The organism is Pseudomonas sp. NPDC089392, from assembly GCF_044749595.1.
Classification (GTDB): Bacteria; Pseudomonadota; Gammaproteobacteria; order Pseudomonadales; family Pseudomonadaceae; genus Aquipseudomonas.
Map to the genome: position 1 here is coordinate 146,943 of NZ_JBIVIF010000004.1, position 22,706 is coordinate 169,648.

Below are 22,706 nucleotides of genomic sequence, written 5' to 3' on the forward strand. Positions count from 1 at the left end.
ACATGCGCCTTATCGACACCCACACCCACCTGGACTTCCCCGACTTCGACGCCGACCGCCAGCGCCTGCTGGCCAACGCGGCGGCCCGCGGGGTGGAGCGGATGGTGGTGCTGGGGGTGTTCCAGGCCAATTTCCAGCGGGTATGGGACCTGGCCTGTGCCGAGCAGTGCCTGTTCGCCGCGCTTGGCCTGCACCCGGTGTACCTCGACCAGCATCGCCCGGAACACCTGGTGCAGTTGCGCGAGTGGCTGGAGCGCCTGCACGACGACCCGCGGCTGTGCGCTGTGGGTGAGTTTGGCCTGGACTACTACCTCGAAGACCTGGACAAGGCGCGCCAGCAGGACCTGTTCGAAGCACAACTGCAGATGGCATGCGACTTCGAACTTCCGGCACTGCTGCACGTGCGCCGCAGCCATGCCCAGGTGATCGCCACGCTCAAGCGCTACAAGCCGGCGCGGGCGGGGGTGATACATGCGTTTGCCGGCAGTTATGAAGAGGCCCGCGAATACATCAAGCTGGGCTTCAGGCTCGGGCTTGGCGGTGCGGCTACCTGGCCGCAGGCGCTGCGGCTGCGCAAGACCTTGGCGCGGCTGCCGCTGGACAGTGTGGTGCTGGAGACCGATGCGCCAGACATGGCGCCAGCGATGTACCCGGGGGTCAGGAACAGCCCGGAGCACCTGCCGGAGATTGCCGGGGCGCTGGCGCAGGTGATGGGCGTGGAGGTTGGCGAACTGGCGCAGGCCAGTACCCACAATGCTTGTGAGTTGTTTGGCTGGTAGGGTTTATCGCCTGTGCCGGCCTCTTCGCGGGTAAACCCGCTCCCACAGGGACCGCGCCATTTCTGAGGGCTGCGCCGTATCTGTGGGAGCGGGTTTACCCGCGAAGAAACCAATGAACTGCTTCAGACCAGCACGGTCCACAAGGCAAACCCGGCATACCACAACACAGCACAACGCAGCAGCAGCTCCCACAGGCTGTCCAGCCGCCCCAACCCGCGCTGGCTGTCCTCTTCCTCGGGAATGTCATCGGCAATCCGCCCTACCCGTGCCACCAGGTGCGCGGCGCTGATGTGCCAGTTGAGCACCTCGTGCAGCATCACCCGGGTGACTGCGAGGAAGTTGCCTACCAGCGCAAAGCTCAAGGCCAACAAACGCACCGGCAACCAGTCCAGGACATGCCGCAGCTGCTCGGCACGTGCCTGCAGCGCCGGTTGCTTGCTGTGCTCACCGCACAACGCCAGCAGACGATAGGCCAGCGCCGCCCCTGGGCCCAGCACGAAGTACCAGAAGATCACCGCAAAAAAGCCCTGGTATACCTGCCACAGCAAGTTGCCCTGCACGCGCACCAGCAGGCTGTGCGGATCGTCCGCCGCCAGGCCCAGGTCACGCTCGGCCACATGCAGCGCCGCCTGGTCATCGCCCCGCCGCCAGGCATCGCGAAACGGGCCCAGCGACGCCTTGGCATCGCCACGGCCCAAGCTATAGATCAGCACCACCAGGTGCACCGGCAAGGCCAGCAGGCCATAAGCCACAGGGTCCAGCACATGCAACAGCAGCACCAGCAGCGCTACCGGTGCCAACACCAGGATGGCCAGCGTCCACCACGGGTGCACCTTGCCGCTGCGCTCAAGGCGCACCAGTTCGCCAAGGAAGAACCCGTCGCGCTGCACCTGATGGCGCAGGGCCGAGAACTTCTCGACCCACAGCGCCAGCAACAACACCAGAAAACTCATGCCTTGTCCTCGTCGTGCTGCAACGCTTGGCGGTAGCGCGGCCAGTCGAAGGCCGGGCCGGGGTCGGTCTTGCGTTGCGGGGCTATGTCACTGTGGCCCTGGATTCGACCCAGGTCGATGGCTGGCCAGGCACCGCAAATGTGCCGGGTGAGTTGCTCCAGCACGGCGTACTGGGCATCGGTATAGGGTAGGTCGTCGGTGCCTTCCAGCTCGATGCCAACAGAGAAATCGTTGCAGCCTTCGCGCCCGTCGAAGCTCGACACCCCGGCATGCCAGGCGCGGTCATGCAACGACACGAACTGGGTCACCGCGCCATCACGCTCGACGAACAGGTGCGCCGACACGGTCAGGTGGTTGATGCTGGCAAAGTACGGGTGTTCGTCGGGATCCAGGCGGTTCTGGAAGAACTGCTGCACTTTGCCGGTACCGAAGCAGGCCGGCGGCAGGCTGATGTTATGGATCACCAGCAGGGAAATTGATTCGCCTTCGGGGCGGGCATTGAAGTTCGGCGAGGGGCAGTGGGTGATTCCGATTCCGTAGAACCAGCCAGTGGCACGGTCCAATTGCATGGGGCAGATCCTGAAACGCCATGAACAGAGCGACAGTATGCCCTGCGGGCAACAGCATTTGCATGTGAATGATAGTAGTGCGGGCGACCACTGTGGGAGCGGGCGTGCCCGCGAAACAGGCGCTGCGGTGGATGGCACCGGCTGTGCCGGTGTTCGCGGGCTTGCCCTAATGCCGGTCACTAAAGAAAAGGCAAGGTGTTCTCCGTACCTTTAGCAGCGCCTGTGAGATCGAGCGCCGCCCGCGCGGCGCTTCGCGGCACAAGGCCGCTCCTACATCTGTTTCGGGCCAGTTACTCCTGTGCCTATGGCGCGCGCACCCTGGGTGCATGGCTGGAGATTGATGAAGAGCAACGGCGCCCCCTTCATTATCGAAGGGAACAAACAAGGCGGACAGAGGTGACTTAACAGAATGGACTGGCCCGAAACAGACAGTGGGAGCGGCGGTGCGGCGATCCGACTTGCCCCGCGAAGCGCCGCGCGGGCGGCGCTCGATCTCACAGGCACCCAACATCTCAAGGCAAGCACCTGCCAGCCCTTACTGCTTAACTGACTGGCATCAGGTCGAGCCCGCTCCCACAGGAATCGCGCCAGTTTGCAGATTCTGCGCAAGGCAGTTGCGGCTACGTGCGCAAGCGCTCAAGCACCGCCTCCAGCGCCCGCTCGAACAACAGCCCGTCATCCAGCGCCCGCACTTCGCCCCGGTGCAGTGCCTGAGCCAGGCTGGCGCCATTCCACTCACGTACTTTCATGCCATTGCGGTTGGCGAATACCAGCCTGTCGCTGCCGTCGATGCGTGCCACCAGCTTGCAGCGCAGCGGCTCGTCTTCGTCGAACACTTCGACCCAGCTGCCGATACGCATGCGCTGCACCTGCCGTAACGCCGAAGCCTGGCCGTCGGCAAGATGCAGTGGCGCACAAGCCGGCTCTTCGGCTATTGCCAGCACGATATCCTCGGCCACCAGCACTTCGGCCAATGACTGATCATCGTCACCAGGCAGCAACGCCGTGCCTGTGCATGCGCGCAGGTGCAACTGTTCCAGCTGCTGGAAGAATTCGCGGGTCGCCTGCGAGTCCAGGGCTACGCTAGCCAGGCCATCGCGCAGCGACTTGAGCAGGCCTGGTACCTGCTGCAGCAGTGCTTGAGGGTCATGCGGCGGGGTGATGCTGGCCAGCAGCGTGTCCAGGGTAGCCAACGCATCCCGCCAAGCCTGGGACGCCTCGCCCTGCTTGAGCCAGGCCAGCAGCAACACCTGGCTCCAGGCCTGTACCAGCATCTGTACCACCGCCTGCGGCAACACCCGACCGCGCAAACGCTGGTTGAGTACTTGTTGCACCTGCTGCCTGGCCTGCAGGGCCCGCGCTCGGCCTTCTTCGGCATCGCGGGTCCGTTGCTCCAGCAACTCGTTACGCCGTCGCTCGTCCTGGTTGAAGGCAAGGAAGTCATCAAGCAGTTCGGCAAACAGGCTGGCATCTTCTGCAAAATCGCTGAGCAAGCGCTGGACGATGCGCTCCACCCGTAGGTGCAGGCTGTCGCGCAGGCCTTCGCCGCCATACTCCCAGCCGATGGCCGCGCCGGCGATCTCGTTGAGCAAGCGCCGGGCCGGGTGGCTGGCTCGGCTGAACAACCCCTTGTCGAGCAGTGCCACCTTGAGCAGCGGTATGTGCAAACGCGCGATCAGCGCGCGCAGGCTGGCCGGCAGGTTGTCATCGCGCTGGATATACGCGAACAGCAGCCCCACCAGGTTGACCATGTCTTCGTCGGCCACGGCAATGCATCGACGTGTGCCGCTGCGCACACTGACGCGCAATAGCAGTTGTTCAAGCTGTTGGCCGAGCTCGAAATCATCGGCCTCATGGGTAGCGGGTACGTAGTGCTGCAAATGCGAAAGCAGGCGCAGCAAGTCGGCGGTACTGATCGGCTGGGCGCTGGCCGCAGCCTGCAAACGGGGTGCGAACTGCCCGCGCGCCGGGGCCAGCAGCGCTTGCAACGAAGTAAACAAGGCCTGCCCTGCCGCGTCCGCGCCTACCGCTTGCCCCAGGCTGGCCGGCCCCCTTCCTACGCTCATGCGCCGGTCTTCGGCGCGCCGGCGCGGTGCAGGTTGCAGCTCGGGCAGCACGCCGGCTGCAGCCAACAGCTGGTTGGCTTCGCCATAGATCACGTCAGCATCGCGCAGCACATAGCGCTCGAACAGTTTGAGCAGGATCAACTTGACCCGCAGGCCAACCCCCAGGTTACGGCCCGCATCGAGGAAGTAACCCGATAACGCGGCAGGCCCCAGCGGGTTGTGCTGTTCATGCACGGGGCGGTCAAGCAGCGCCTGAAAACGCAAGCCCAGCTGCTGCAGGGCAAAGCCGTTGCGCGACAGCACCCGTGCAACCATCCCTTCAATGGCTGCGGCTCGCTCCAGTTGCGCTTTGTTGCGCAGGCCTGAATCGCCCAGGCACGCCAGCGGGTCGACTTGGCCAATCCGGGCGAAGGTTTTGTAAAAGCTGTCGAGAAAGCCGCGTTCAATGCTTTTGCGTTTGAGGCGCAAGTCGCGCATGGCCTCGAAGTACAGGTTCTGGTTGCAGCGCTCATTGGCCTTGTCGGCCATTTCGAACAGGGTGTCGTCGGCGTTGTCGAAGAGCGCCTGCAGGCCCTGGCGCAACTGCAGCGCCGCCTTGTCGCGCACTTGCAGGAGCACCACCGGAAGGCAAGGCAGAGGCGTGCGCGCCCCTAGATCGATGGCTGCCGCCAAGGGCACCACCTTGCCTTCATTTTGCATCCTGGACTCCTTGCAGGGTGTCTTGCCCGAAGGGCACAGCATCGTCAAAGCTATGACGCCAAATACTGGACGCTATTATCGGTAAAAATCCCCACAGCTGCCAGTGCCGTTTCACGGGCTGGTTAGTGACACTCATTCGCTCCAGTTGCTCGCCCCGGCCGACCAAAGGTCATCGCCAAGGCGGCTGTACACGCCGGCCCCCTGCCCTATAATCGCGGGCATCTAGCTTGTGGAGCCGACCATGCCGAACCTACGCCTTGCCGATCTGACCGCTGAAATCGAAGCCAATGTGCGCCGTGCACTGTTGGAGGACATCGGCAGTGGCGATATCACCGCGCAGTTGATCCCGGCCGAGCGCCTGGCCAAGGCGACCATCATTACCCGCGAAGACTGTGTGATCGCCGGCACCGCCTGGGTCGATGCCGTGTTCCGCCAACTTGACCCGCGCGTGGCGGTGCACTGGCAGGTGGCTGACGGTGAACGTGCCACGGCCAACCAGCCGCTGTTCCACCTGGAAGGCCCGGCGCGTTCGCTGTTGAGCGGTGAGCGCAGTGCGCTGAACTTCCTGCAGATGCTGTCGGGTGTCGCCACCCGTGCGCGCTTTTTGGCCGATTTGGTCGCAGGTACCCAGGTGCGCCTGCTGGACACCCGCAAAACCCTGCCGGGCCTGCGCCTGGCGCAGAAGTACGCGGTTACCTGTGGCGGTTGCGACAACCACCGCATCGGCCTGTACGACGCTTTCCTGATCAAGGAAAACCACATCGCTGCCAGCGGCGGCGTGGCCGAGGCGGTGGCGGCGGCACACCGTATTGCACCGGGCAAACCGGTGGAGATCGAGGTAGAAAGCCTGGACGAACTGCGTCAGGCGCTGGCGGCGGGTGCCGACATCATCATGCTTGACGAGCTCAACCTGGATGAAATGCGCGAAGCCGTGCGCATTACTGCCGGCAAGGCCAAGCTGGAAGCCAGTGGCGGGGTTAACGAAACAACCTTGCGGGTGATTGCCGAGACCGGGGTGGATTACATCTCGATTGGTGCGATGACCAAGGATGTGAAGGCGGTGGACCTGTCGATGCGGCTGAGCCTGTGAGCTGATTGCGGACAACAAAAAACCGGCCATTGAGCCGGTTTTTTGTTGGGGGCGCTTTGCGCCCCTTCGCGGGTGAACCCGCTCCTACAATGGTTCACGTATTCCTGTAGGAGCGGGTTCACCCGCGAAGGGCCGCAAAGCGGCCCCCTACGACCTCGGATCAGAACGAAGCGTTGGCCAGCCCGTCCAGGTAACGCTCAACGTCCAGTGCGGCCATGCAGCCGGCACCGGCCGAGGTAATGGCCTGACGGTAAACGTGGTCAGCCACGTCACCGGCGGCGAACACGCCCTCGACGTTGGTAGCGGTGGCATTGCCTTCACGGCCGCCGTTGACCACCAGGTAGCCGTCCTTCAGGGTCAGCTGGCCTTCGAACAGCGAGGTGTTCGGGGTGTGGCCAATGGCGATGAACACGCCGTCGACCTTGATTTCGTCGCTGCTGCCGTCGTTGTTCTTCAGGCGCGCACCGGTCACGCCCATGTTGTCACCCAGCACTTCGTCCAGGGTGGCGTTGAGCTTGAGCTCGATCTTGCCTTCGGCCACACGGGCGTTCAGCTTGTCGACCAGGATCTTCTCGGCACGGAAGGTTTCACGACGGTGCACCAGGGTCACCTTGCTGGCGATGTTGGCCAGGTACAGCGCCTCTTCCACGGCAGTGTTGCCGCCGCCGACCACGGCGACTGGCTTGTTGCGGTAGAAGAAACCGTCGCAGGTGGCGCAGGCCGACACACCCTTGCCCATGAAGGTTTCTTCCGACGGCAGGCCCAGGTAGCGGGCGCTGGCGCCGGTGGCGATGATCAGCGCATCGCAGGTGTACTTGCCACTGTCACCCTGCAGGGTGAACGGCTTGTTGGCCAGGTCGACGGCGTTGATGTGGTCGAAGACGATTTCGGTTTCGAAACGCTCGGCGTGCTCCTGCATGCGCTGCATCAGGGCTGGGCCGGTCAGGCCGTGGGGGTCGCCCGGCCAGTTGTCGACTTCGGTGGTGGTGGTCAGCTGGCCACCGGCCTGCATGCCAGTGATCAGCAGCGGCTTGAGGTTTGCACGGGCGGCATACACTGCGGCGCTATAGCCGGCAGGGCCGGAACCGAGAATGATGACGCGCGAATGACGTACTTCAGACATGTCGAACTCCTGTCGAGCGGGCCGGTATCGGTGTACCGGCTGCGCCAGCTGGAAAATTAAAAAGGACCCACGCAGCACTTGGGGAAGGCTACAACGCGCAGGCCCAGAAAGCGGAAAGTTGAGCGCACTGTAGCGAGGTCGCAAAGATTAAGGAAATATCCTTCGACAATCCACCTCATAGGCATCCTCTATGCAGTGATTTCATCGCTAGCCACAGCCTTGGCGCTTTTGTTACAGGCCGTTTCCCGCTGACTGCCCGCCTTTCGTCGGCGCGGCAAACTCGGTAAGGTCAGCGCGTTTTCCTTCTCTGCGGAGTGTCTCGATGCAAGCCCCTGTCCTCTCTGGCCCCCAGTACCTGCGCGAAGGCCTGAAACTGGTGCTGAGCCCCAACCTGCGGTTGTTCGTGCTGCTGCCGCTGGCGGTCAACCTGCTGCTGTTCGGCGGCCTGATCTATTTTGCCGGCCATCAGTTCAGCCTATGGGTGGATGCCCTGATGCCGACCTTGCCGAGCTGGCTGAGCTTCCTCACCTACATCCTCTGGCCGCTGTTCGTCGCCCTGGTGCTGCTGATGGTGTTCTTCACTTTCACCCTGGTGGCCAACGTCATTGCCGCGCCGTTCAACGGTTTCCTGGCCGAGAAGGTGGAGGTTGTGGTGCGTGGCGAAGACAACTTCCCGGCGTTCAGCTGGGGGGAGCTGGTGGCCATGGTACCGCGCACCTTCAGCCGCGAAATGCGCAAGCTGGGCTACTTCCTGCCGCGGGCCATCGGCCTGTTCATCCTGTCGCTGATCCCGGTGGTCAACGTGGTAGCGGCGCCGCTGTGGCTGATTTTCGGGGTGTGGATGATGGCAATCCAGTACATCGACTACCCGGCGGACAACAACAAGATGAGCTGGCAGGACATGCTGGCCTGGCTGCGGCAGAAACGCTGGCAGTCGCTGGGGTTTGGCGGGATTACCTACCTGGCGTTGATGATTCCGGTAGTGAACGTGCTGATGATGCCGGCGGCGGTGGCGGGGGCTACCTTGTTCTGGGTGCGCGAGCGCAACTGATATTTCGAATGCGACATAGCCCATGTGGGAGCGGGTTCATCGAGGCGTCGAACCGCCGCGAACACCGGCAAAGCCGGTGCCATACACCGCGTCGCATTCTTCGCGGGTAAACCCGCTCCCACAGGGGCCGCGTTGCGGCCCTGTCACTACAGCAGGTCGCTTCGGCGCTTTACTGCCCCAACCGGCTGGAAAACTGCCCCACCACATCCACCACCCGCTTCGCCCCGTCCTGGATCTCGACAATCACACTGCCGGTCTCATCCGCCAGCGCCAGCCCCTGTTCAGCCTGGCGCTTGCTGGTGTCGATGATCGCCACCGCCGCCTGGGCCAGTTGCTCGTTCTGCTGCACCACCCGGGCGATTTCTTCGGTGGCGGTGCTGGTACGCGAGGCCAGCTGGCGCACTTCGTCGGCCACCACGGCAAAGCCCCGCCCCTGCTCACCCGCGCGGGCTGCTTCAATAGCTGCGTTAAGGGCCAGAAGGTTGGTTTGCCCGGCAATGTCGCTGATGGTCTTGATGATCGAACCGATCACCCGTGACTGGGTGTCCAGCGCCTGGATCCCCTCGGCCGCCTCCTGCATCGAGGCCTCCAGGCCGCGCATCACACTGACGGTCTGGGTAACCACATCGGTGGCCTTGCGGGCACTGGCATCGGTACCCAGCGAGGTGTTGTAGGCAACGTCCGCCGCCTCGGCCACTGCCTGCTCCTGGTTGACCTGGTCGGTGATCACGGTGGCGAACTTGACCACCTTGTACAGCACGTCGTGGGCATCGAAGATCGGGTTGTACGAGGCTTCCAGCCAGATTACCCGGCCATGGGCATCGATGCGCTTGAAGCGATCGGCAACGTATTCGCCACGGCGCAGCTTGTCCCAAAACGCCTGGTAGCCGGCCGAGTGGGCCTCCTCCGGCTCGCAGAACATACGGTGATGCTTGCCGCGAATCTGCTCCAGGCGGTAGCCGACGGTGGCCAGGAAGCGTTCATTGGCAGTGAGGATGGTGCCGTCGAGGGCGAATTCGATCACTGCAGTAGAGCGCATCAGCGCCTTTATCAGGCTTTCGTGCTCACGGGAGGCCTCGATGGTGCGCGTGAGGTCGCTAGAGTGCAGCGTGAAGTACTTGATGCGCCCTTCGCTGTTCTTCACCGGCTGCAGGATCGAACGCAGCCAGGCCTCCTGGCCATTGCCACGCAACAGGCGGAATGCGCCGTTCAGGTGTTCACCACGTCTGATCGCGCTTTTCATGCGCTGGTAGAAGTCCAGCGACTTTACATGGGCGGGGACGATGTCCTCGATGTTGCGTCCAAGCAATTGGTCGGCACGGTAGAGCATTTCGCTCTCGAAGTTGCCGTTTACCATCTCGATCCGTCCCTGGGGGTCGAGTTGCAGCACCAGCATCTCGCTGTCGAGGCTACCTTGACCTGCTCGATGGACATCAGGTCTTCGCGCAGCTGCCGGATTTCTTGCTTGAGCTTGTTGTTGAACATCACCGCTCTCCCGGAGCGCATCAGGTAGTCGAATGCATCTTCATCGGCTGCCAGTGACACCTTCTTGAGTGCCGTTGCAGGAAATATCCTCAACGCTGAAATCAACGGCGGTCAGGCGTCATCTGTACGTCACATGGCAGTCACATGGGCGCAACCCGGCAGGCGGAAACTTTTTGTCATGAATACACCCGCCCTGCGCATTACCCTGGTCAGTGAAACCTACCCACCCGAAATCAACGGCGTGGCCAACACCCTTGGCCGCCTCAGCGAAGGGCTGCGCCAACGCGGCCATGAGGTCGAAGTGGTACGCCCACGCCAGGCCGGTGAAGGGCCGGCGCACAACGACCCAAACCTGATGCTGTGCCGTGGCTGGGCCCTGCCCGGTTACCCTGGCTTACAGTGGGGCGAGGTGTCGATGCACAAGCTGTTGCGGCGCTGGCGCCGGCAGCGCCCGGATGTGCTGTACATCGCCACCGAAGGGCCGCTGGGGCTCAGCGCGCTGCGCGCTGCCCGGCGCTTGGGGGTGGCGGTGGTCAGTGGCTTCCACACCAACTTCCCGCAGTATTCCGGCCAGTACGGCCTGGGCCTGCTGGCGCGCCTGCTCACCCACTACTTGCGCTGGTTCCATCGGCGTACAGCCTTCACCCTGGTGCCCAGCCTCAGCCAGCGCCTGGAGCTTGAACGCCGTGGTTTCGAACGCCTGGAACTGCTGGCCCGGGGCGTCGATGCCTGCCTGTTCAACCCAGCCCGACGCAGCCAGGCGTTGCGTGAAAGCTGGGGGCTGGGCCCGGACGATATCGCCGTGCTGCATGTTGGGCGGCTGGCGGTGGAAAAGAACCTTGGTTTGCTGCGCCCAAGCCTTGAGGCATTGCAGAAGCATTACCCACAGAAACGCCTGCGCCTGATTCTGGTGGGGGACGGCCCGCAGCGCGCTGCCCTCAAACAGCAGATGCCGGATGCCGTGTTCTGCGGCGCCCAGCGGGGCGAGGTGCTGGCAGAGCACTATGCCAGCGGCGACTTGTTCCTGTTCCCGAGCCTGACTGAAACCTTTGGCAATGTGGTGCTTGAAGCCATGGCCTCCGGGTTGGCGGTAGTCGCCTACGACGAAGCGGCCGCGGCGCAGCATATTCGCCATGGCCATAGCGGCGCGTTGGCCATGCCGGGGGATCAGGCGGCGTTTATTGATGCTGCCTGCTGGTTGCTGGAAGAGGAAGAGACGTTACGCCGGGTGCGCTTGAATGCTCGCCAGCATGCCAGCCGTCAGGGCTGGGCGGCGATTGTCGAGCAGTTTGAGGGGTATCTGTACAGTGCCTGCCGGCAAATCGGCCCTGTACCTGAAAAAGCAAAAGCCGCCGCATTAGCGATCAAGCCAGGTTCAACAGCACCTTGAGGCTGATCGAGACCCAGCGGAATAGACAGGCTTACTCAAAATCCAAAAACCAGCGCGATCCCTGTGGGAGCGGGTTCACCCGCGAACACCGGCGCAGCCGGTGCCATCAACCGCGGAGGATTCTTCGCGGGTAAACCCGCTCCCACAGGGTGCACTGTACGCTTGCAACCAATCGGCTGTTCAGGCCAACGCTTTCTCGATAGCCTGCACCACTGCCGGATCATCCGGCGCCGTCCGCGGCGAGAAGCGCGCCAGTACTCGCCCGTCCTTGCCAACCAGAAACTTCTCGAAGTTCCAGCTGATGTCACCTGGGAACTCCGCGCCCTCGCCCGCCAGCAGCCGGTACAGCGAGTGGCGCTGCGGCCCGTTGACTTCCAGCTTGCCGCCCAGCGGGAAGCTCACCCCGTAGTTGAGGCTGCAGAAGTCCCGGATTTCCTTTTCGCTGCCCGGCTCTTGGCCGGCAAACTGGTTGCACGGCAGGCCAAGCACGTTGAAGCCCTTGCCCTTGTATACCTGGTAGAGGTTCTCCAGGGCCTTGTATTGCGGCGTGAGGCCACATTTGGAGGCCACGTTGACCACCAGCACCACTTGGCCCTTGAACGGTGCGAGGGGCAGCTCCCCGCCGTTCAGCGCGTCCAACTTCAAGTCGTGAAATGCACTCATGTTGAAATCCCCTCTCAGGTTCCCGGTTGCCGCGCAGGCGAATTTCGCCCACTAAAAAGGCGCTCGTCCAAACCGTCCACCTCCCGTAGGAAGGCAAATCGGCTTGCCCGAGCGCCTGGCGACTTTCTGAGCTTAGCGCAGAAAAATCAGTGGTGATGGCCACCTTCACCGTGGATGTGACGGTGAGCGATTTCTTCGTCGCTGGCGTCACGCACGTCGACAACCTTGACCTGGAAGGTCAGGCGCTGACCGGCCAGTGGGTGGTTGCCGTCAACGGTGACGTCGTCGCCGTCGATGTCGCGGATGGTGACGATCTGCATCTGGCCGTCCGGTGCCGAAGCGTGGAACTGCATGCCCACTTCCAGCTCGTCGACGCCTTCGAACAGGCTGCGGTTCAGGGTGCTGACCAGCTCGGCCAGGTATTCGCCGTAGGCGTCTTCTGGCTCGATGGAAACATTCAGCTCGTCACCGGCCTGCTTGCCTTCCAGGGCTTTTTCCAGGCCTGGGATGATGTTGCCGGCACCGTGCAGGTAAACCAGCGGCGCACCACCGGCGGAGCTGTCGATGGTCTCCCCGGCGTCGTTGGTCAGGGTATAGTCGATGGAGACAGCCTTGTTGGCGGCGATCAGCATGGGGCAAGACCTTTTGCAAAAGTATGTAGAGCGTACAAGTGTAACCAAGCCATCGCCCGATTGCGAACGCACCGCAGACGAGCAACGGCCCATCAGTCGGATCACCGGCTTCCACCAGGACCAGGAAGGCCACTGGGTGGCCGAACTGTCCTGTGGCCACACCCAGCACCTGCGCCACCAGCCACCGTGGCAGGCACGCCCCTGGGTGCTCGACCCGGTGCAGCGCGAACAACGCATTGGCCAGCCTTTCGCTTGCGGCTGGTGCGCACAAGGGGCCGATAGCGCTACCCTTGGCCGTTAATTTCTTGCACCGCTTATTTCGAGAAGCACGCATGCAGACATTTTTCATTGCGCCGACCGACTTTGGTGTCGGCCTGACCTCCATCAGCCTGGGCCTGGTGCGCACCCTGGAGCGCGCTGGCCTGAAGGTCGGCTTTTTCAAGCCGATCGCCCAGCCACACCCCGGAGACACCGGCCCCGAGCGCTCCACCGAACTGGTCGCCCGCACCCACGGCATCCGCCCCCCCGTGCCGCTGAGCCTGGCCCATGTCGAGCGCATGCTCGGCGACGGTCAGCTAGACGAGTTGCTCGAAGAAATCATCCGCCTCTACCAGCAAGCCTGCGTCGGCAATGACGTGGTGGTGGTCGAGGGCATGGTGCCTACACGCCACGCCAGCTATGCAGCGCGGGTCAACCTGCACCTGGCCAAGAGCCTGGATGCCGAGGTGATCCTGGTGTCGGCACCAGAAAACGAAGTGCTCAGCGAGCTGTCGGGCCGGGTCGAACTGCAGGCCCAGCTGTTCGGCGGCCCGCGTGACCCGAAAGTGCTCGGGGTAATCCTCAACAAGGTGCGCACCGACGAAAGCATGGTGGACTTTGCCACTCGCCTGCGCGAGCACTCGCCGCTGCTGCGCGGCAACGACTTCCGCCTGCTCGGCTGCATCCCCTACCAGCCCGAACTGAACGCCCCGCGCACCCGCGACGTGGCCGAACTGCTCGGTGCCCAGGTGCTCAATGCCGGCGATTACGAGCAGCGGCGCATGAGCAAGATCATCATCTGCGCGCGCACCGTGGCCAACACCGTACCGCTGCTGACCTCGGGTACCTTGGTGGTGACCCCGGGCGACCGCGACGACATCATCCTTGCCGTCAGCCTGGCGGCGATCAATGGCGTGCCGCTGGCTGGCCTGCTGCTGACCAGCGACAGCAAGCCCGACGCACGCATCCTCGGCCTGTGCCGCGGTGCCCTGCAGGCCGGCCTGCCGATCCTGTCGGTCAGTACCGGCTCGTATGACACCGCCAACCAGCTCAACTCGCTGAACCGCGAAATACCGGTGGATGACCGCGAGCGTGCCGAATTCATTACCGACTTCGTCGCCAGCCAGCTTGACGCGGCCTGGTTGCACCAGCGTTGTGGTACCCCGCGTGAGCTGCGCCTGTCGCCGGCGGTGTTCCGCTACCAGCTGATCCAGCGGGCGCAGCAGGCCAACAAGCGTATTGTCCTGCCAGAGGGCGCCGAGCCGCTGCTGGTGCAGGCCGCGGCCATCTGCCAGGCCCGCGGCATTGCCCGCTGCGTGCTGCTGGCCAAGCCCGAGGATGTCGACGCTGTGGCGCGTGCCCAGGGCATCACCTTGCCGCCGGGCCTGGAGATCCTCGACCCCGAACTGATTCGCGGGCGTTACGTGGAACCTATGGTCGAGCTGCGCAAGAGCAAGAACCTCAACGCGCCGATGGCCGAGCAGCAGCTGGAAGACCCGGTGGTGATCGGGACCATGATGCTGGCGCTGGACGAAGTGGACGGCCTGGTCTCGGGCCTGGTGCATTCCACCGCCAACACCATCCGCCCTGCCCTGCAGCTGATCAAGACCGCACCGGGCTCCAGCCTGGTGTCGTCGGTGTTCTTCATGCTGTTCCCCGAGCAGGTGCTGGTGTACGGCGACTGCGTAATGAACCCGCACCCAAGCGCTGCCGAATTGGCCGAGATTGCCCAGCAGAGTGCCGAGTCGGCGCAGGCTTTCGGTATCGCGCCACGGGTGGCGATGATCAGTTACTCAAGCGATTCGGCCAGCGATGAAGAAGTCGAGAAAGTACGCGAAGCGACTCGCCTGGCGCAGGGCGCGGCGCAGGAGCTGCTGATTGACGGGCCGCTACAGTATGACGCGGCGGCCAACCCGGCCATAGCACGGGAACTGGCGCCGGGTAGCCCGGTGGCCGGGCGTGCCACGGTATTCGTATTCCCCGACCTGAATACCGGCAATACCACGCACAAGGCTGTGCAGCGTAGCGCCGACGGGGTCAGCCTGGGGCCGATGTTGCAAGGCTTGCGCAAGCCGGTGAACGACTTGCCGCGCGGGGCTCAGGTTGACGATATCGTCCATACCATTGCCCTGACGGCGATTCAGGCCAGCGTGGTGCGCTAAAAGCCGGGGCTGCTTTGCAGCCGCTGTGGGAGCGGCTTTAGCCGCGAACACCGGCGAAGCCGGTGCCATGCACCGCGCTGGTTTCTTCGCGGGTGAACCCGCTCCCACAGGTCTCGGACACACTCGGTCCCTGTAGCAGCGGCCTTATGTCGCGATAGGGCCGCAACGCGGCCCCAGGATTGAAGCCTTACTGCTGAACCTGCCCCTGGTCATACTGCTGACCCGGAATCGGCTTCAGGTTCACTTCCACACGGCGGTTCTGCGAGCGGCCATTGGCGTCGGCGTTGCTGGCAATCGGCTGGTCCGGGCCCATGCCACGTACCGAAACACGCGAGGCATCCACACCCTGCGAAGTCAGGTAGCTGCTGACTGCCTGCGCGCGGCGCTGGGACAGGTCCATGTTGTGCTGGCGGCTGCCGGTGCTGTCGGTGTAACCGACCACTTCGATGGTGTTCTGGTTGAACTGCTTGAACGAGCCGGCCAGGTTGTTCAGCGGCGCGTAGAAGCTTGGCGCGATGTTGGCCGAGTCGGTGGCGAAGGTGATGTTGCCTGGCATGATCAGCTTGATCTGGTCACCCTGACGCTGCACTTCCACGCCGGTGTTGGCCATTTGCGCACGCAGCGCGGCTTCCTGCTTGTCGGCGTAGTAGCCGTAACCAGCTGCAGCTGCACCCACGGCGGCGGCGCCGATCAGTGCACCTTTGCCACGGTTGTTGTGGTCGATGGCGGCACCGGCGACAGCACCAGCCAGCGCACCCAGGCCGCCGTATTTGGCGGTCTTGCTCATCCCCGTGGAACCCTGTGCCTGACCCTGGTTGTCGTAAGGGTTCTGGCCGGCACAGCCGGTCATCAGGGCAGCGGCGGTTGCGACGATAATCAGACGACGCATGGTGAACATGGACAAGCTCCTACTGAAATTCATAAATGCGGCAGATCACAAAGGGATCTATGCCAGCCTTGGATTGCTGGAACAACGAAAAATTCCGTGAAGTTGTTTTCATGTGCCATCAGGCACGCACGAACGGGTTCTCACGCATCTCGTCGCCCAGGCGGGTGTCGGGCCCGTGGCCGGTCACCACGATGGCTTCTTCGTCCAGCCGGTACAGCCGCTCCTTGATGGAGCGCACGATAGCCCGTTGGTCGCCACCCCACAAATCGGTGCGGCCAATGCCACGGCGGAACAGGGTATCACCCGCAATCAGCAGCTTGGCATCGGCAAACCAGAAGCTCATCGAGCCGGGGGTGTGGCCTGGGGTGTGCAGGGCCACGCCGCAACCGCAGGCCAGCTCTTCGTCATCGCCCAACCAGCGGTCTGGTGCAGGCACCGGGGTGTAGGGCACACCGAACATCTGGCACTGCATCTCCAGATTGTCCCACAGCGCCTGGTCGTCCTTGTGCAGGTGCAGCGTGGCGCCGGTCAGCTCCTTGAGTTTGCCCGAGGCCAGGAAGTGGTCGAAGTGCGCATGGGTGTGGATGATGCTCACCAGCGTCAGGCCATGGGCTTGCAGGCGGGCAAGGATTTTGTCCGGGTCACCGCCAGGGTCGACGACGATGGCCTTTTTGGTCAGCGGGTCGCCGATCAGGGTGCAATTGCACTGCAGGGGGCCTACGGGGAAGGTTTCGCGGATGAGTGCCGACGTGGGATTCTGCATGGTGTATACGGGAACCGTTTAATCGAAGAGGGTTTGCACGCGAGCCAGTGCATCGAGGATGACAGCCTCGGGTACCGACTCTATGCGCTTGGCGAAGCGGGCTTCAAGGTCGACTGTGCGCACCTGGTTGCAGAGCATCACACCCTGCGTTTGCGTACCTGCGCCGCTGAGTGTGACAGCAAAACCTGCATGCCTTGCAAAATCGCCGCCTTGGGTGATCGGGACTATCACAGCCAAGCCTGAGGCATTGAAGGCAGCCGGCGTGAGCACCAGTGCAGGTCGCCCGGCGCCCTGCTGTTCCCTCCCGACTGTTGGGTCGAGGTTGACGCGAACGATATCGCCCCTGGCGAATTTCACCCGCTTCACACTTCACGCCCTATCGGGCGCATCGCGTTCCAGTCGGCCATGTCCTCTGGCTCCGGTGCGTTCAGGTCGCACTGGGCCATCAATTCTTCAAGGGTGTATTTGGGTTTCGACCTGACGGGCTTGAGCACCATCGTCTCACCCGCTGTGTCCAGGCTCAATGTGGAGCCGACACCGAGACGCATCTGTTTGAGCACTGCAGCCGGCAAGCGGATTGCGGCGCTGTTGCCCCACTGCTGAATTTTGATCTGCATGAGTATCCCCCAAGGTAGATACATAGTAGAAACCCTCCAAGTGATTGCAAGCGAAATGTAGAGACGTCGTATCTACACTGTCATTTGCCCGGCCTGGACAAAAGCCCTGCAACCACATGAAGGAAATGCCCTACGCCACCTTGGGAAGCTACTTCCTAACTGCAAAAATTCGAAACGCTGACTCAGCCAGCTCTCAAGGCAGGAACAACCTGAACAACCCGCCCCCAAGCGCTCCGCCATTGGAGATTTCAATCCGCCCACGCACCCCGCCGCTTTCATGCAGCGCCGCGATCCGCGCCGCAAAATACAGCCCCAGGCCGGTGCTGCCGCTGGTCGAGTCGATACCCTGGATGTACTCCTGCTGGCGCTCGAGCATACGCTGTGGATAACCTGGGCCGTCATCGTTGACGCAGATGGCCAGCTGGTTGTCGGCCTCTTCAATGCTGATCAACAAGGCGTGCCCGGCAAAGCGGGTAGCGTTGGTGATGACGTTGGCGATCACCGAGGCCACCAGTTCGCGGTCGAAGAAGCCCAGCGGGTTGTCGGTGTCGATGCGCCAGGTGGCGAGGATATCGTTGTGCTTCAGCACTTCTTCATGCGCTGCCAGCTGGGCTTCGATGAAGTCATCCAGTTCGTGATAGTCCGGGCACACCGGCAGCTGGTTCACACCGAGTTTGTACAACCCCAGCAACTGCACCAGCATGCCGTTTAGGTGGCGAAACTCGTGCTCCATCATGCCTTGCTCGGCACCGCCGCGCAGCTCCTCGGGCAAGCGCTCCACCCACTGGCTGTGGGACTGGATCAGCGCCGCCAACGAACTTTTGAGGTCGTGCACGGTGGAGGCGATCACCGTGGAAAAATCCAGCCCCTGATTGTCTTGATTCATGCGCCGAACACTCGGATGTGCAATTTGCGATAGCGGTCGTAGCGGTTGTCGCTAGTGGGAATGCCAGCCACGCTGGTCAGGGCGTCGCGGCATTCCTGCATGATCGCAGGCTGAGGGTTGTCACCGCCGATGCGCAGCAGCGCCTGGGCGGTATTGAGGGCGATGCTGATGTTCTTCGGCTGTAAACCCAGTGCCTTGCGGAACAGCTGCAACGCCTCGCCAAGTTGCCCTCCCTGGTAACTGCGCACACCCTGGCGATTGAGGGTGACCGCTTCGGTAATGGCGTTGAGCACGCTGGGGTCGTCCGTCAGCTTGCCCACTTTCTCCATGACCTTGGGGTCATCGCCATAACTTTCCACACAGCTCTTCAGCACGCCGATGGCGGCAGCGTCCTGCCCCATCGCCTGCAACTGCGCGGCAACGGTCAGGGCCGAATCGACCGAGAAGAACTGGTTCATCTTGTCCAGGCGCTGGATCGCCTGCTCGGTCAGCTTGGCTGCCGTTTCCGGGTCACCGGCCTGCTGCAGGCTGGCGGCTTTCATCATCCGCGCACGCACCTGCAAGCCTTGGTCCTCGGGGTTTTCCTTGGCCACTTCGCTGAGTGTGGTATTGATCTCGACCCGAGTGCGGGCGTCCAGGCCAAAGCCTGCGTTCTTGCTCATCAGCGCCTGCACCAGGCCAAGGTTGTTTTCGGCATCCTTGTAGCGCGAGCTCTGCCCCTGGTTCACTGCATGACGGAACGCTTTCGAGGCGCTCTCGAAGTCTTCGTTTTCCAGCGCCAGCTTGCCCAGCGTCGACTGCCGGCGCACCGACAACGGTGACAGACGCACGGCTTCTTCAAGCAGGCTCTGCGCGCGCTTGGTTTCGCCCTGGGCTACCAGCACCTCAGCCATGCCATCGTAAAGGCCCGGCATGATCGGGAACGCCTTGAGTGCCTGCTCGTACACGCCCTGCGCCTGGGCATTCTGGCCGCGCTTGTGCATCAGTGCACCCAGCGCCGCGTAAACCCACGGCTGCGGGCGGCTGGCCAGGATAGCCTTGAGGAACTTTTCCAGTTCCTCGAAGCGGTTGAGGTTACGCAAGGCATCGGCCCGATAGCGCAGGCACAGCGGTGCCAGGCGTGGGTCCTTCTTGCACAACTCGGCACAGGCCGCCAGCACTTCGGCAGGACGGCTGCGGTCCAGTGCCTGCAGGATCGGCTTGAGCAGCGTCTTGCGCTGGAACAGTTTCTCGACGCGCTGGGCCAGGCCAACCCGGTTGAACGGTTTGGTCAGGTAGGCATCGGGCTCATGCTCGATGGCACTCAGGACAATAGCCTGGCTGCTCTCGGCAGTGACCATGATGAACACGCATTCATGGCTGATGTGCTTGTCGATAATCAGGTCTTCAAGCACCTGCTGGCCGTTCTTCTTGCCGTCGCCCAGGTGGAAGTCCTGCAGGATGAAGTCATAGCGCTTCTGCGCGCACATGCGCAGCGCCTGCTCGCCGCTGTCGGCGGTGTCCACGTCACGCACGCCCAACTCACGCAGCATGGAACGCGTCGACGTGCGAAAGTCGGTAAAGTCGTCGACGATCAGAAAGCTCTTTTGCCCGTACTGCAGCATCAACACGACCTGCCTTGGAATGATTGAAAAATCGCGCGAGGCGATGCCACCGATCGCTGTATCGGCAGCTGGTCGGGAAAGATGAGGGTAGAACATTGGTCGCCACAAATGGCGGCCACAGGCCATCACTTTAGCGGGCGATGAGCCACAGGGCCAACATCACGCTAGCAAGCCCAAGGATTTGGCCTTGGCCACTGCCTGGGTACGCCGCTCCACCCCCAGCTTGCTGTTGATGTGGCTGGCGTGGGTTTTCACAGTGTGCAGCGAAATGAACAGCCGCTCGCTGATCTGCTGGTTGGAGCAGCCTTGGGCAATAAGCTCAAGTACGGCCAGCTCACGGCCACTCAAGGCTTCGCCGCTGCCCGTGCTGGCTGTCGGCATCTGTGGCAAGCGTTTGAGCAGTTCTACCTGCACCGGGCAAGCGCCCCCAGCCTGTAACTGCTCGTGAAGCCACTGCGGGTGCTGCTCCAGCAACGGCTGGAACGGCTGCAACACACCGCCCTGGGCAGCCTCCAGCAAGCTTGGCATCAACTTCGCCGCCTGCCCCTCCTGGCCTTCACCCAACAACAAGGCGACCCATTGGCACAAGGCGCTGACAGTGAGCATCATGCCGCCACTGGACTGGCCGCGCTGCGTCAGGCTGGACAAGCGCTGTACTGCTTCGTCACAACGCGACTGGATACGTTCAAGCAATGCCTGCTGCAACTCGATGTGCAAGGGCAGCAACGGGTGGAACTCCGGTGCCGCCGCCGCTTGCTCGCCGCCGTAGGTCTGGCCAAGACGCAGCAACCACGACTCCGCCAGGTCGGTGCGCCCCTGGGCCAGCCACAACTCGCATTTGACCAAGGTGATCATGGCCAGGTAGTAGACCGGCGGCACGTCCCAGATATGCATCAGCCGCTCGGCCTCGGCCAGTTCGGCAAAGGCCTCGGCAAAGTGCCCTTCCCGGCCATCGAGCGTAGCGATCACGCAGTGGCCGATAAGCACGCTGATATCCCGGCAAGCCCGCGCCTCGCCCAGCCCCGCGCGCAAGCGCGCACGGCCCTGGGCTGGCTGCAGGCGCGAGACCAGCAGGTAGCCTTCGTAAAGTGTCAGGCGGGCGCGCACGGCATACAGGCGCTGCGCCGAAAGCCCTTGCAGGCGCTGCAGGCCCTGACGCACTTCGTCCAGCGCCCGCAACACTTCACCACGGGCGTGCAGTACCCGCGCCCGGTCGTAATGGGCCAGGGCCTCGAACAGCGGGTTGCCGACACGCTGGGCCAGCTCCAGCGCCTCGCGATTCCAGCCACGGGCCCGCCAGAAGTCGCCATCGGCGATGGCCAGGTTGGACAGCGTCGACAGGCATACCAGGCGTTGGCCATAACGCTTGCTCGGCAGGCTCTGCAGCGCTTCACCGCAATAGGCCAGGGTGCGCTCGCGGTCACCACGGCCACGGGCGATGACACCACTCAGCGCCAGCCACTGGGCCAGCATGGAATTTTGCGCAGTCGCCGAAGGGGCTGGCAGGAAGCGGCTGAGGTAACCCGCCAGCTCTTCGGCCGCGTCCAGCTGGCAAGCCAGGCCCAACGCCCAGCTGTACAGCACGATCAGGCGCGGCGTGCTGATCAGCAAGCTGTCGGGCAGGTCCATCTTCCAGCGCAGCAACATGCCGACGTTCTGTTCGGCCAGCAATTGCTCTTCGGACAGGCTTTGCACCAGGTCGGCGGCAACATCGAGGTGGCCGGCACGCAACGCCTGCTCCACCGCTTCGTCCAGCAGCCCTTGGGCTTCGAACCAGCGGCAGGCCCGCAGGTGCAGGCCTGCCAGCGGTTCGCTGGCCTGTCGGCTGCGCAGCAGGTCGGAGAACAGGTGGTGGTAGCGGAACCAGTGGCCATGTTCGTCCAGCGGCACCAGGAACACTTGGTGCGCCTGCAGGAAACGCAGGATCACGGCACTGTCGTGGCGACCACGCAAGGCATCGCACAGCGGGGCGCAGAAACGCTCCTGGCAGGCGGTTTCGTACAAGAAGGCCTGGACATCGGCGGGCAGCATGTCGATGACTTCTTCAAGCAGATAGTCGCGAATCAGCCCCTCGCCGCCGTGCAGCGCCTGGGGCAAGGCATGCTCATCGGCAGACTCGCTGACCGCCAGTTGCCAGAAGCGCAGCCCGGCCACCCAGCCATCGCTGCGCAGGATCAGGTTGTCCAGGGCCTGGCCACGCAGGCCGGTGGGCTGGCGACCGATAACGGCCAGCGACTCTTCGGCGGTGAGGCGCAACTCCTGCTCGTTGAGTTCGACCAGTTGCCGTGACAGACGCAGGCGCGCCAGGTGCCAGTCGGGGCGCTGGCGGCTGGTGACCAGTAGAACCAGGCCGGGGGGGAGGTGATTGAGGAAGAACTGCAGGCAACGGTCGAGCACCGGCCCCTGGGCCAGGTGGTAGTCGTCCAGCACCAGCAACAGCGGGGTATCGGCTTGCAGGTACAGCGCCAACTCGTCGAGCAGGCCGTCGAGCCATTCTTCGAAGGCGAATGGCTGATGGCGCTGGCGCATTTTCAGCAGGCCCATGGCTTGGCCACCCAGTGCCGGGCAGTACTGCTGCAGGCCTTCGAGCAGGCGTTCGAGGAAGCGCCCTGGGTCGGCATCACGTTGGCTCAGGCCCAGCCACAGGCTGCGCCAATGCTCGGGCAATGCTTCGCAAAATTCGATGGCCAGGGAGCTTTTGCCGAAACCGGCCGGTGCATTGACCAGCAGCAGCCGCCCGCCGAGGCCGGCTTGCAGACGCTGGCACAAACGCAGGCGCGGCACATGGCCGTCCGGCAGCGGCGGCCGGAAGAAACGCCCGTCCAGCAGGCCCAGGGCCTGGCTGGCGAATCCATGCGTACGGGACAGATCTGTCATGGCCGGCTCGTTCTGGTTGGAAGACTACGGCGATATGGATGCTTGCGAGACTAGCGGGTAACGCTGCGCATTTGAAGATGATGGGAACAATTGGGTTGTAAAAGACTACGACAAAAAGCAACAACGCTGATGGACAGGCGTTGGGGCGGG

20 protein-coding genes and 1 pseudogene are annotated in these 22,706 nt (G+C 63.2%); 6 read left to right on the forward strand and 15 right to left on the reverse strand.

Annotated elements, in window-relative coordinates; all coding sequences use genetic code 11:
- The first annotated feature begins 2 nt into the window (after window positions 1-2).
- Entirely contained in the window at window positions 3-779 is a 777-nt protein-coding gene (locus tag ACIP1G_RS05945; protein WP_400734663.1) for a TatD family hydrolase, read from the forward strand.
- Window positions 780-901: 122 nt separating this feature from the next.
- On the opposite strand, the gene ampE is transcribed toward ACIP1G_RS05945, so the two are convergent.
- From ampE to ACIP1G_RS05960, 3 genes are all read right to left on the reverse strand, one after another.
- Complete coding sequence (ampE, locus tag ACIP1G_RS05950; protein WP_400734665.1) at window positions 902-1,732, reverse strand: regulatory signaling modulator protein AmpE; 831 nt, start codon at window positions 1,730-1,732, stop codon at window positions 902-904.
- Window positions 1,729-2,301: a 1,6-anhydro-N-acetylmuramyl-L-alanine amidase AmpD gene (gene ampD / locus ACIP1G_RS05955; RefSeq protein ID WP_400734666.1), complete on the reverse strand. Its 573-nt coding sequence runs from the start codon at window positions 2,299-2,301 to the stop codon at window positions 1,729-1,731. The genes ampE and ampD overlap by 4 nt, the downstream gene beginning before the upstream one ends.
- Window positions 2,302-2,921: 620 nt before the next feature.
- A complete protein-coding gene (locus ACIP1G_RS05960) occupies window positions 2,922-5,066 on the reverse strand; it encodes a DUF1631 domain-containing protein (protein ID WP_400734668.1) in 2,145 nt (714 codons plus the stop codon).
- 241 nt (window positions 5,067-5,307) lie between these two features.
- Between ACIP1G_RS05960 and nadC the strand changes: the two genes are divergently transcribed.
- The gene (gene nadC, locus ACIP1G_RS05965) at window positions 5,308-6,156 is read left to right on the forward strand and encodes a carboxylating nicotinate-nucleotide diphosphorylase (protein ID WP_400734669.1); all 849 of its coding nucleotides are present in this window, start codon (window positions 5,308-5,310) and stop codon (window positions 6,154-6,156) included.
- A gap of 160 nt (window positions 6,157-6,316) precedes the next feature.
- On the opposite strand, the gene trxB is transcribed toward nadC, so the two are convergent.
- Window positions 6,317-7,279: a thioredoxin-disulfide reductase gene (gene trxB / locus ACIP1G_RS05970; protein WP_003247318.1), complete on the reverse strand. Its 963-nt coding sequence runs from the start codon at window positions 7,277-7,279 to the stop codon at window positions 6,317-6,319.
- Window positions 7,280-7,601: 322 nt separating this feature from the next.
- Between trxB and cysZ the strand changes: the two genes are divergently transcribed.
- Window positions 7,602-8,330 carry a sulfate transporter CysZ gene (cysZ, locus tag ACIP1G_RS05975; protein ID WP_400734671.1) on the forward strand — a complete coding sequence of 243 codons (729 nt, stop codon included), beginning with the start codon at window positions 7,602-7,604 and terminating at the stop codon, window positions 8,328-8,330.
- 169 nt (window positions 8,331-8,499) lie between these two features.
- Here the strand turns inward: cysZ and ACIP1G_RS05980 are convergent, their stop codons facing one another.
- Both ACIP1G_RS05980 and ACIP1G_RS05985 read right to left on the reverse strand, forming a co-directional pair.
- Window positions 8,500-8,931: a methyl-accepting chemotaxis protein gene (locus ACIP1G_RS05980; RefSeq protein ID WP_371262304.1), complete on the reverse strand. Its 432-nt coding sequence runs from the start codon at window positions 8,929-8,931 to the stop codon at window positions 8,500-8,502.
- Window positions 8,932-9,087: 156 nt separating this feature from the next.
- Window positions 9,088-9,726: pseudogene (locus ACIP1G_RS05985) on the reverse strand (PAS domain-containing protein); the annotation flags it as partial.
- Window positions 9,727-9,993: 267 nt separating this feature from the next.
- Here ACIP1G_RS05985 and ACIP1G_RS05990 point away from each other — a divergent pair.
- Entirely contained in the window at window positions 9,994-11,205 is a 1,212-nt protein-coding gene (locus ACIP1G_RS05990; protein WP_400734673.1) for a glycosyltransferase family 4 protein, read from the forward strand.
- Window positions 11,206-11,385: 180 nt separating this feature from the next.
- Here the strand turns inward: ACIP1G_RS05990 and ACIP1G_RS05995 are convergent, their stop codons facing one another.
- Both ACIP1G_RS05995 and ACIP1G_RS06000 read right to left on the reverse strand, forming a co-directional pair.
- Window positions 11,386-11,868 (reverse strand): glutathione peroxidase, encoded by a 483-nt coding sequence (locus ACIP1G_RS05995; RefSeq protein ID WP_400734675.1) that lies wholly within the window; start codon window positions 11,866-11,868, stop codon window positions 11,386-11,388.
- Window positions 11,869-12,014: 146 nt separating this feature from the next.
- Window positions 12,015-12,500 carry a peptidylprolyl isomerase gene (locus tag ACIP1G_RS06000; RefSeq protein WP_400734677.1) on the reverse strand — a complete coding sequence of 162 codons (486 nt, stop codon included), beginning with the start codon at window positions 12,498-12,500 and terminating at the stop codon, window positions 12,015-12,017.
- Between ACIP1G_RS06000 and ACIP1G_RS06005 the strand changes: the two genes are divergently transcribed.
- Window positions 12,499-12,801, forward strand: coding sequence for a DUF3565 domain-containing protein (locus ACIP1G_RS06005; protein ID WP_400734678.1), 303 nt, complete (start codon window positions 12,499-12,501; stop codon window positions 12,799-12,801). The two genes, ACIP1G_RS06000 and ACIP1G_RS06005, sit on opposite strands and share 2 nt — an antisense overlap.
- A 31-nt stretch (window positions 12,802-12,832) precedes the next feature.
- Complete coding sequence (gene pta / locus ACIP1G_RS06010) at window positions 12,833-14,920, forward strand: phosphate acetyltransferase (RefSeq protein WP_400734680.1); 2,088 nt, start codon at window positions 12,833-12,835, stop codon at window positions 14,918-14,920.
- Window positions 14,921-15,107: 187 nt separating this feature from the next.
- Here the strand turns inward: pta and ACIP1G_RS06015 are convergent, their stop codons facing one another.
- The 7 genes from ACIP1G_RS06015 to ACIP1G_RS06045 form a co-directional block, all read right to left on the reverse strand.
- Window positions 15,108-15,818 carry an OmpA family protein gene (locus ACIP1G_RS06015; RefSeq protein WP_400734682.1) on the reverse strand — a complete coding sequence of 237 codons (711 nt, stop codon included), beginning with the start codon at window positions 15,816-15,818 and terminating at the stop codon, window positions 15,108-15,110.
- A gap of 109 nt (window positions 15,819-15,927) precedes the next feature.
- Window positions 15,928-16,572, reverse strand: coding sequence for an MBL fold metallo-hydrolase (locus ACIP1G_RS06020; RefSeq protein WP_400734684.1), 645 nt, complete (start codon window positions 16,570-16,572; stop codon window positions 15,928-15,930).
- Window positions 16,573-16,590: 18 nt separating this feature from the next.
- Window positions 16,591-16,938, reverse strand: coding sequence for a type II toxin-antitoxin system ChpB family toxin (locus ACIP1G_RS06025; protein ID WP_400734686.1), 348 nt, complete (start codon window positions 16,936-16,938; stop codon window positions 16,591-16,593).
- Window positions 16,935-17,213, reverse strand: coding sequence for an AbrB/MazE/SpoVT family DNA-binding domain-containing protein (locus ACIP1G_RS06030; protein ID WP_400734687.1), 279 nt, complete (start codon window positions 17,211-17,213; stop codon window positions 16,935-16,937). The genes ACIP1G_RS06025 and ACIP1G_RS06030 overlap by 4 nt, the downstream gene beginning before the upstream one ends.
- Before the next feature lie 169 nt (window positions 17,214-17,382).
- Window positions 17,383-18,075: a sensor histidine kinase KdpD gene (locus ACIP1G_RS06035; RefSeq protein ID WP_201198485.1), complete on the reverse strand. Its 693-nt coding sequence runs from the start codon at window positions 18,073-18,075 to the stop codon at window positions 17,383-17,385.
- The gene (locus ACIP1G_RS06040) at window positions 18,072-19,679 is read right to left on the reverse strand and encodes a response regulator (RefSeq protein ID WP_400734689.1); all 1,608 of its coding nucleotides are present in this window, start codon (window positions 19,677-19,679) and stop codon (window positions 18,072-18,074) included. The genes ACIP1G_RS06035 and ACIP1G_RS06040 overlap by 4 nt, the downstream gene beginning before the upstream one ends.
- Window positions 19,680-19,838: 159 nt before the next feature.
- A complete protein-coding gene (locus ACIP1G_RS06045; protein ID WP_400734691.1) occupies window positions 19,839-22,556 on the reverse strand; it encodes a LuxR C-terminal-related transcriptional regulator in 2,718 nt (905 codons plus the stop codon).
- Window positions 22,557-22,706: the final 150 nt, after the last annotated feature.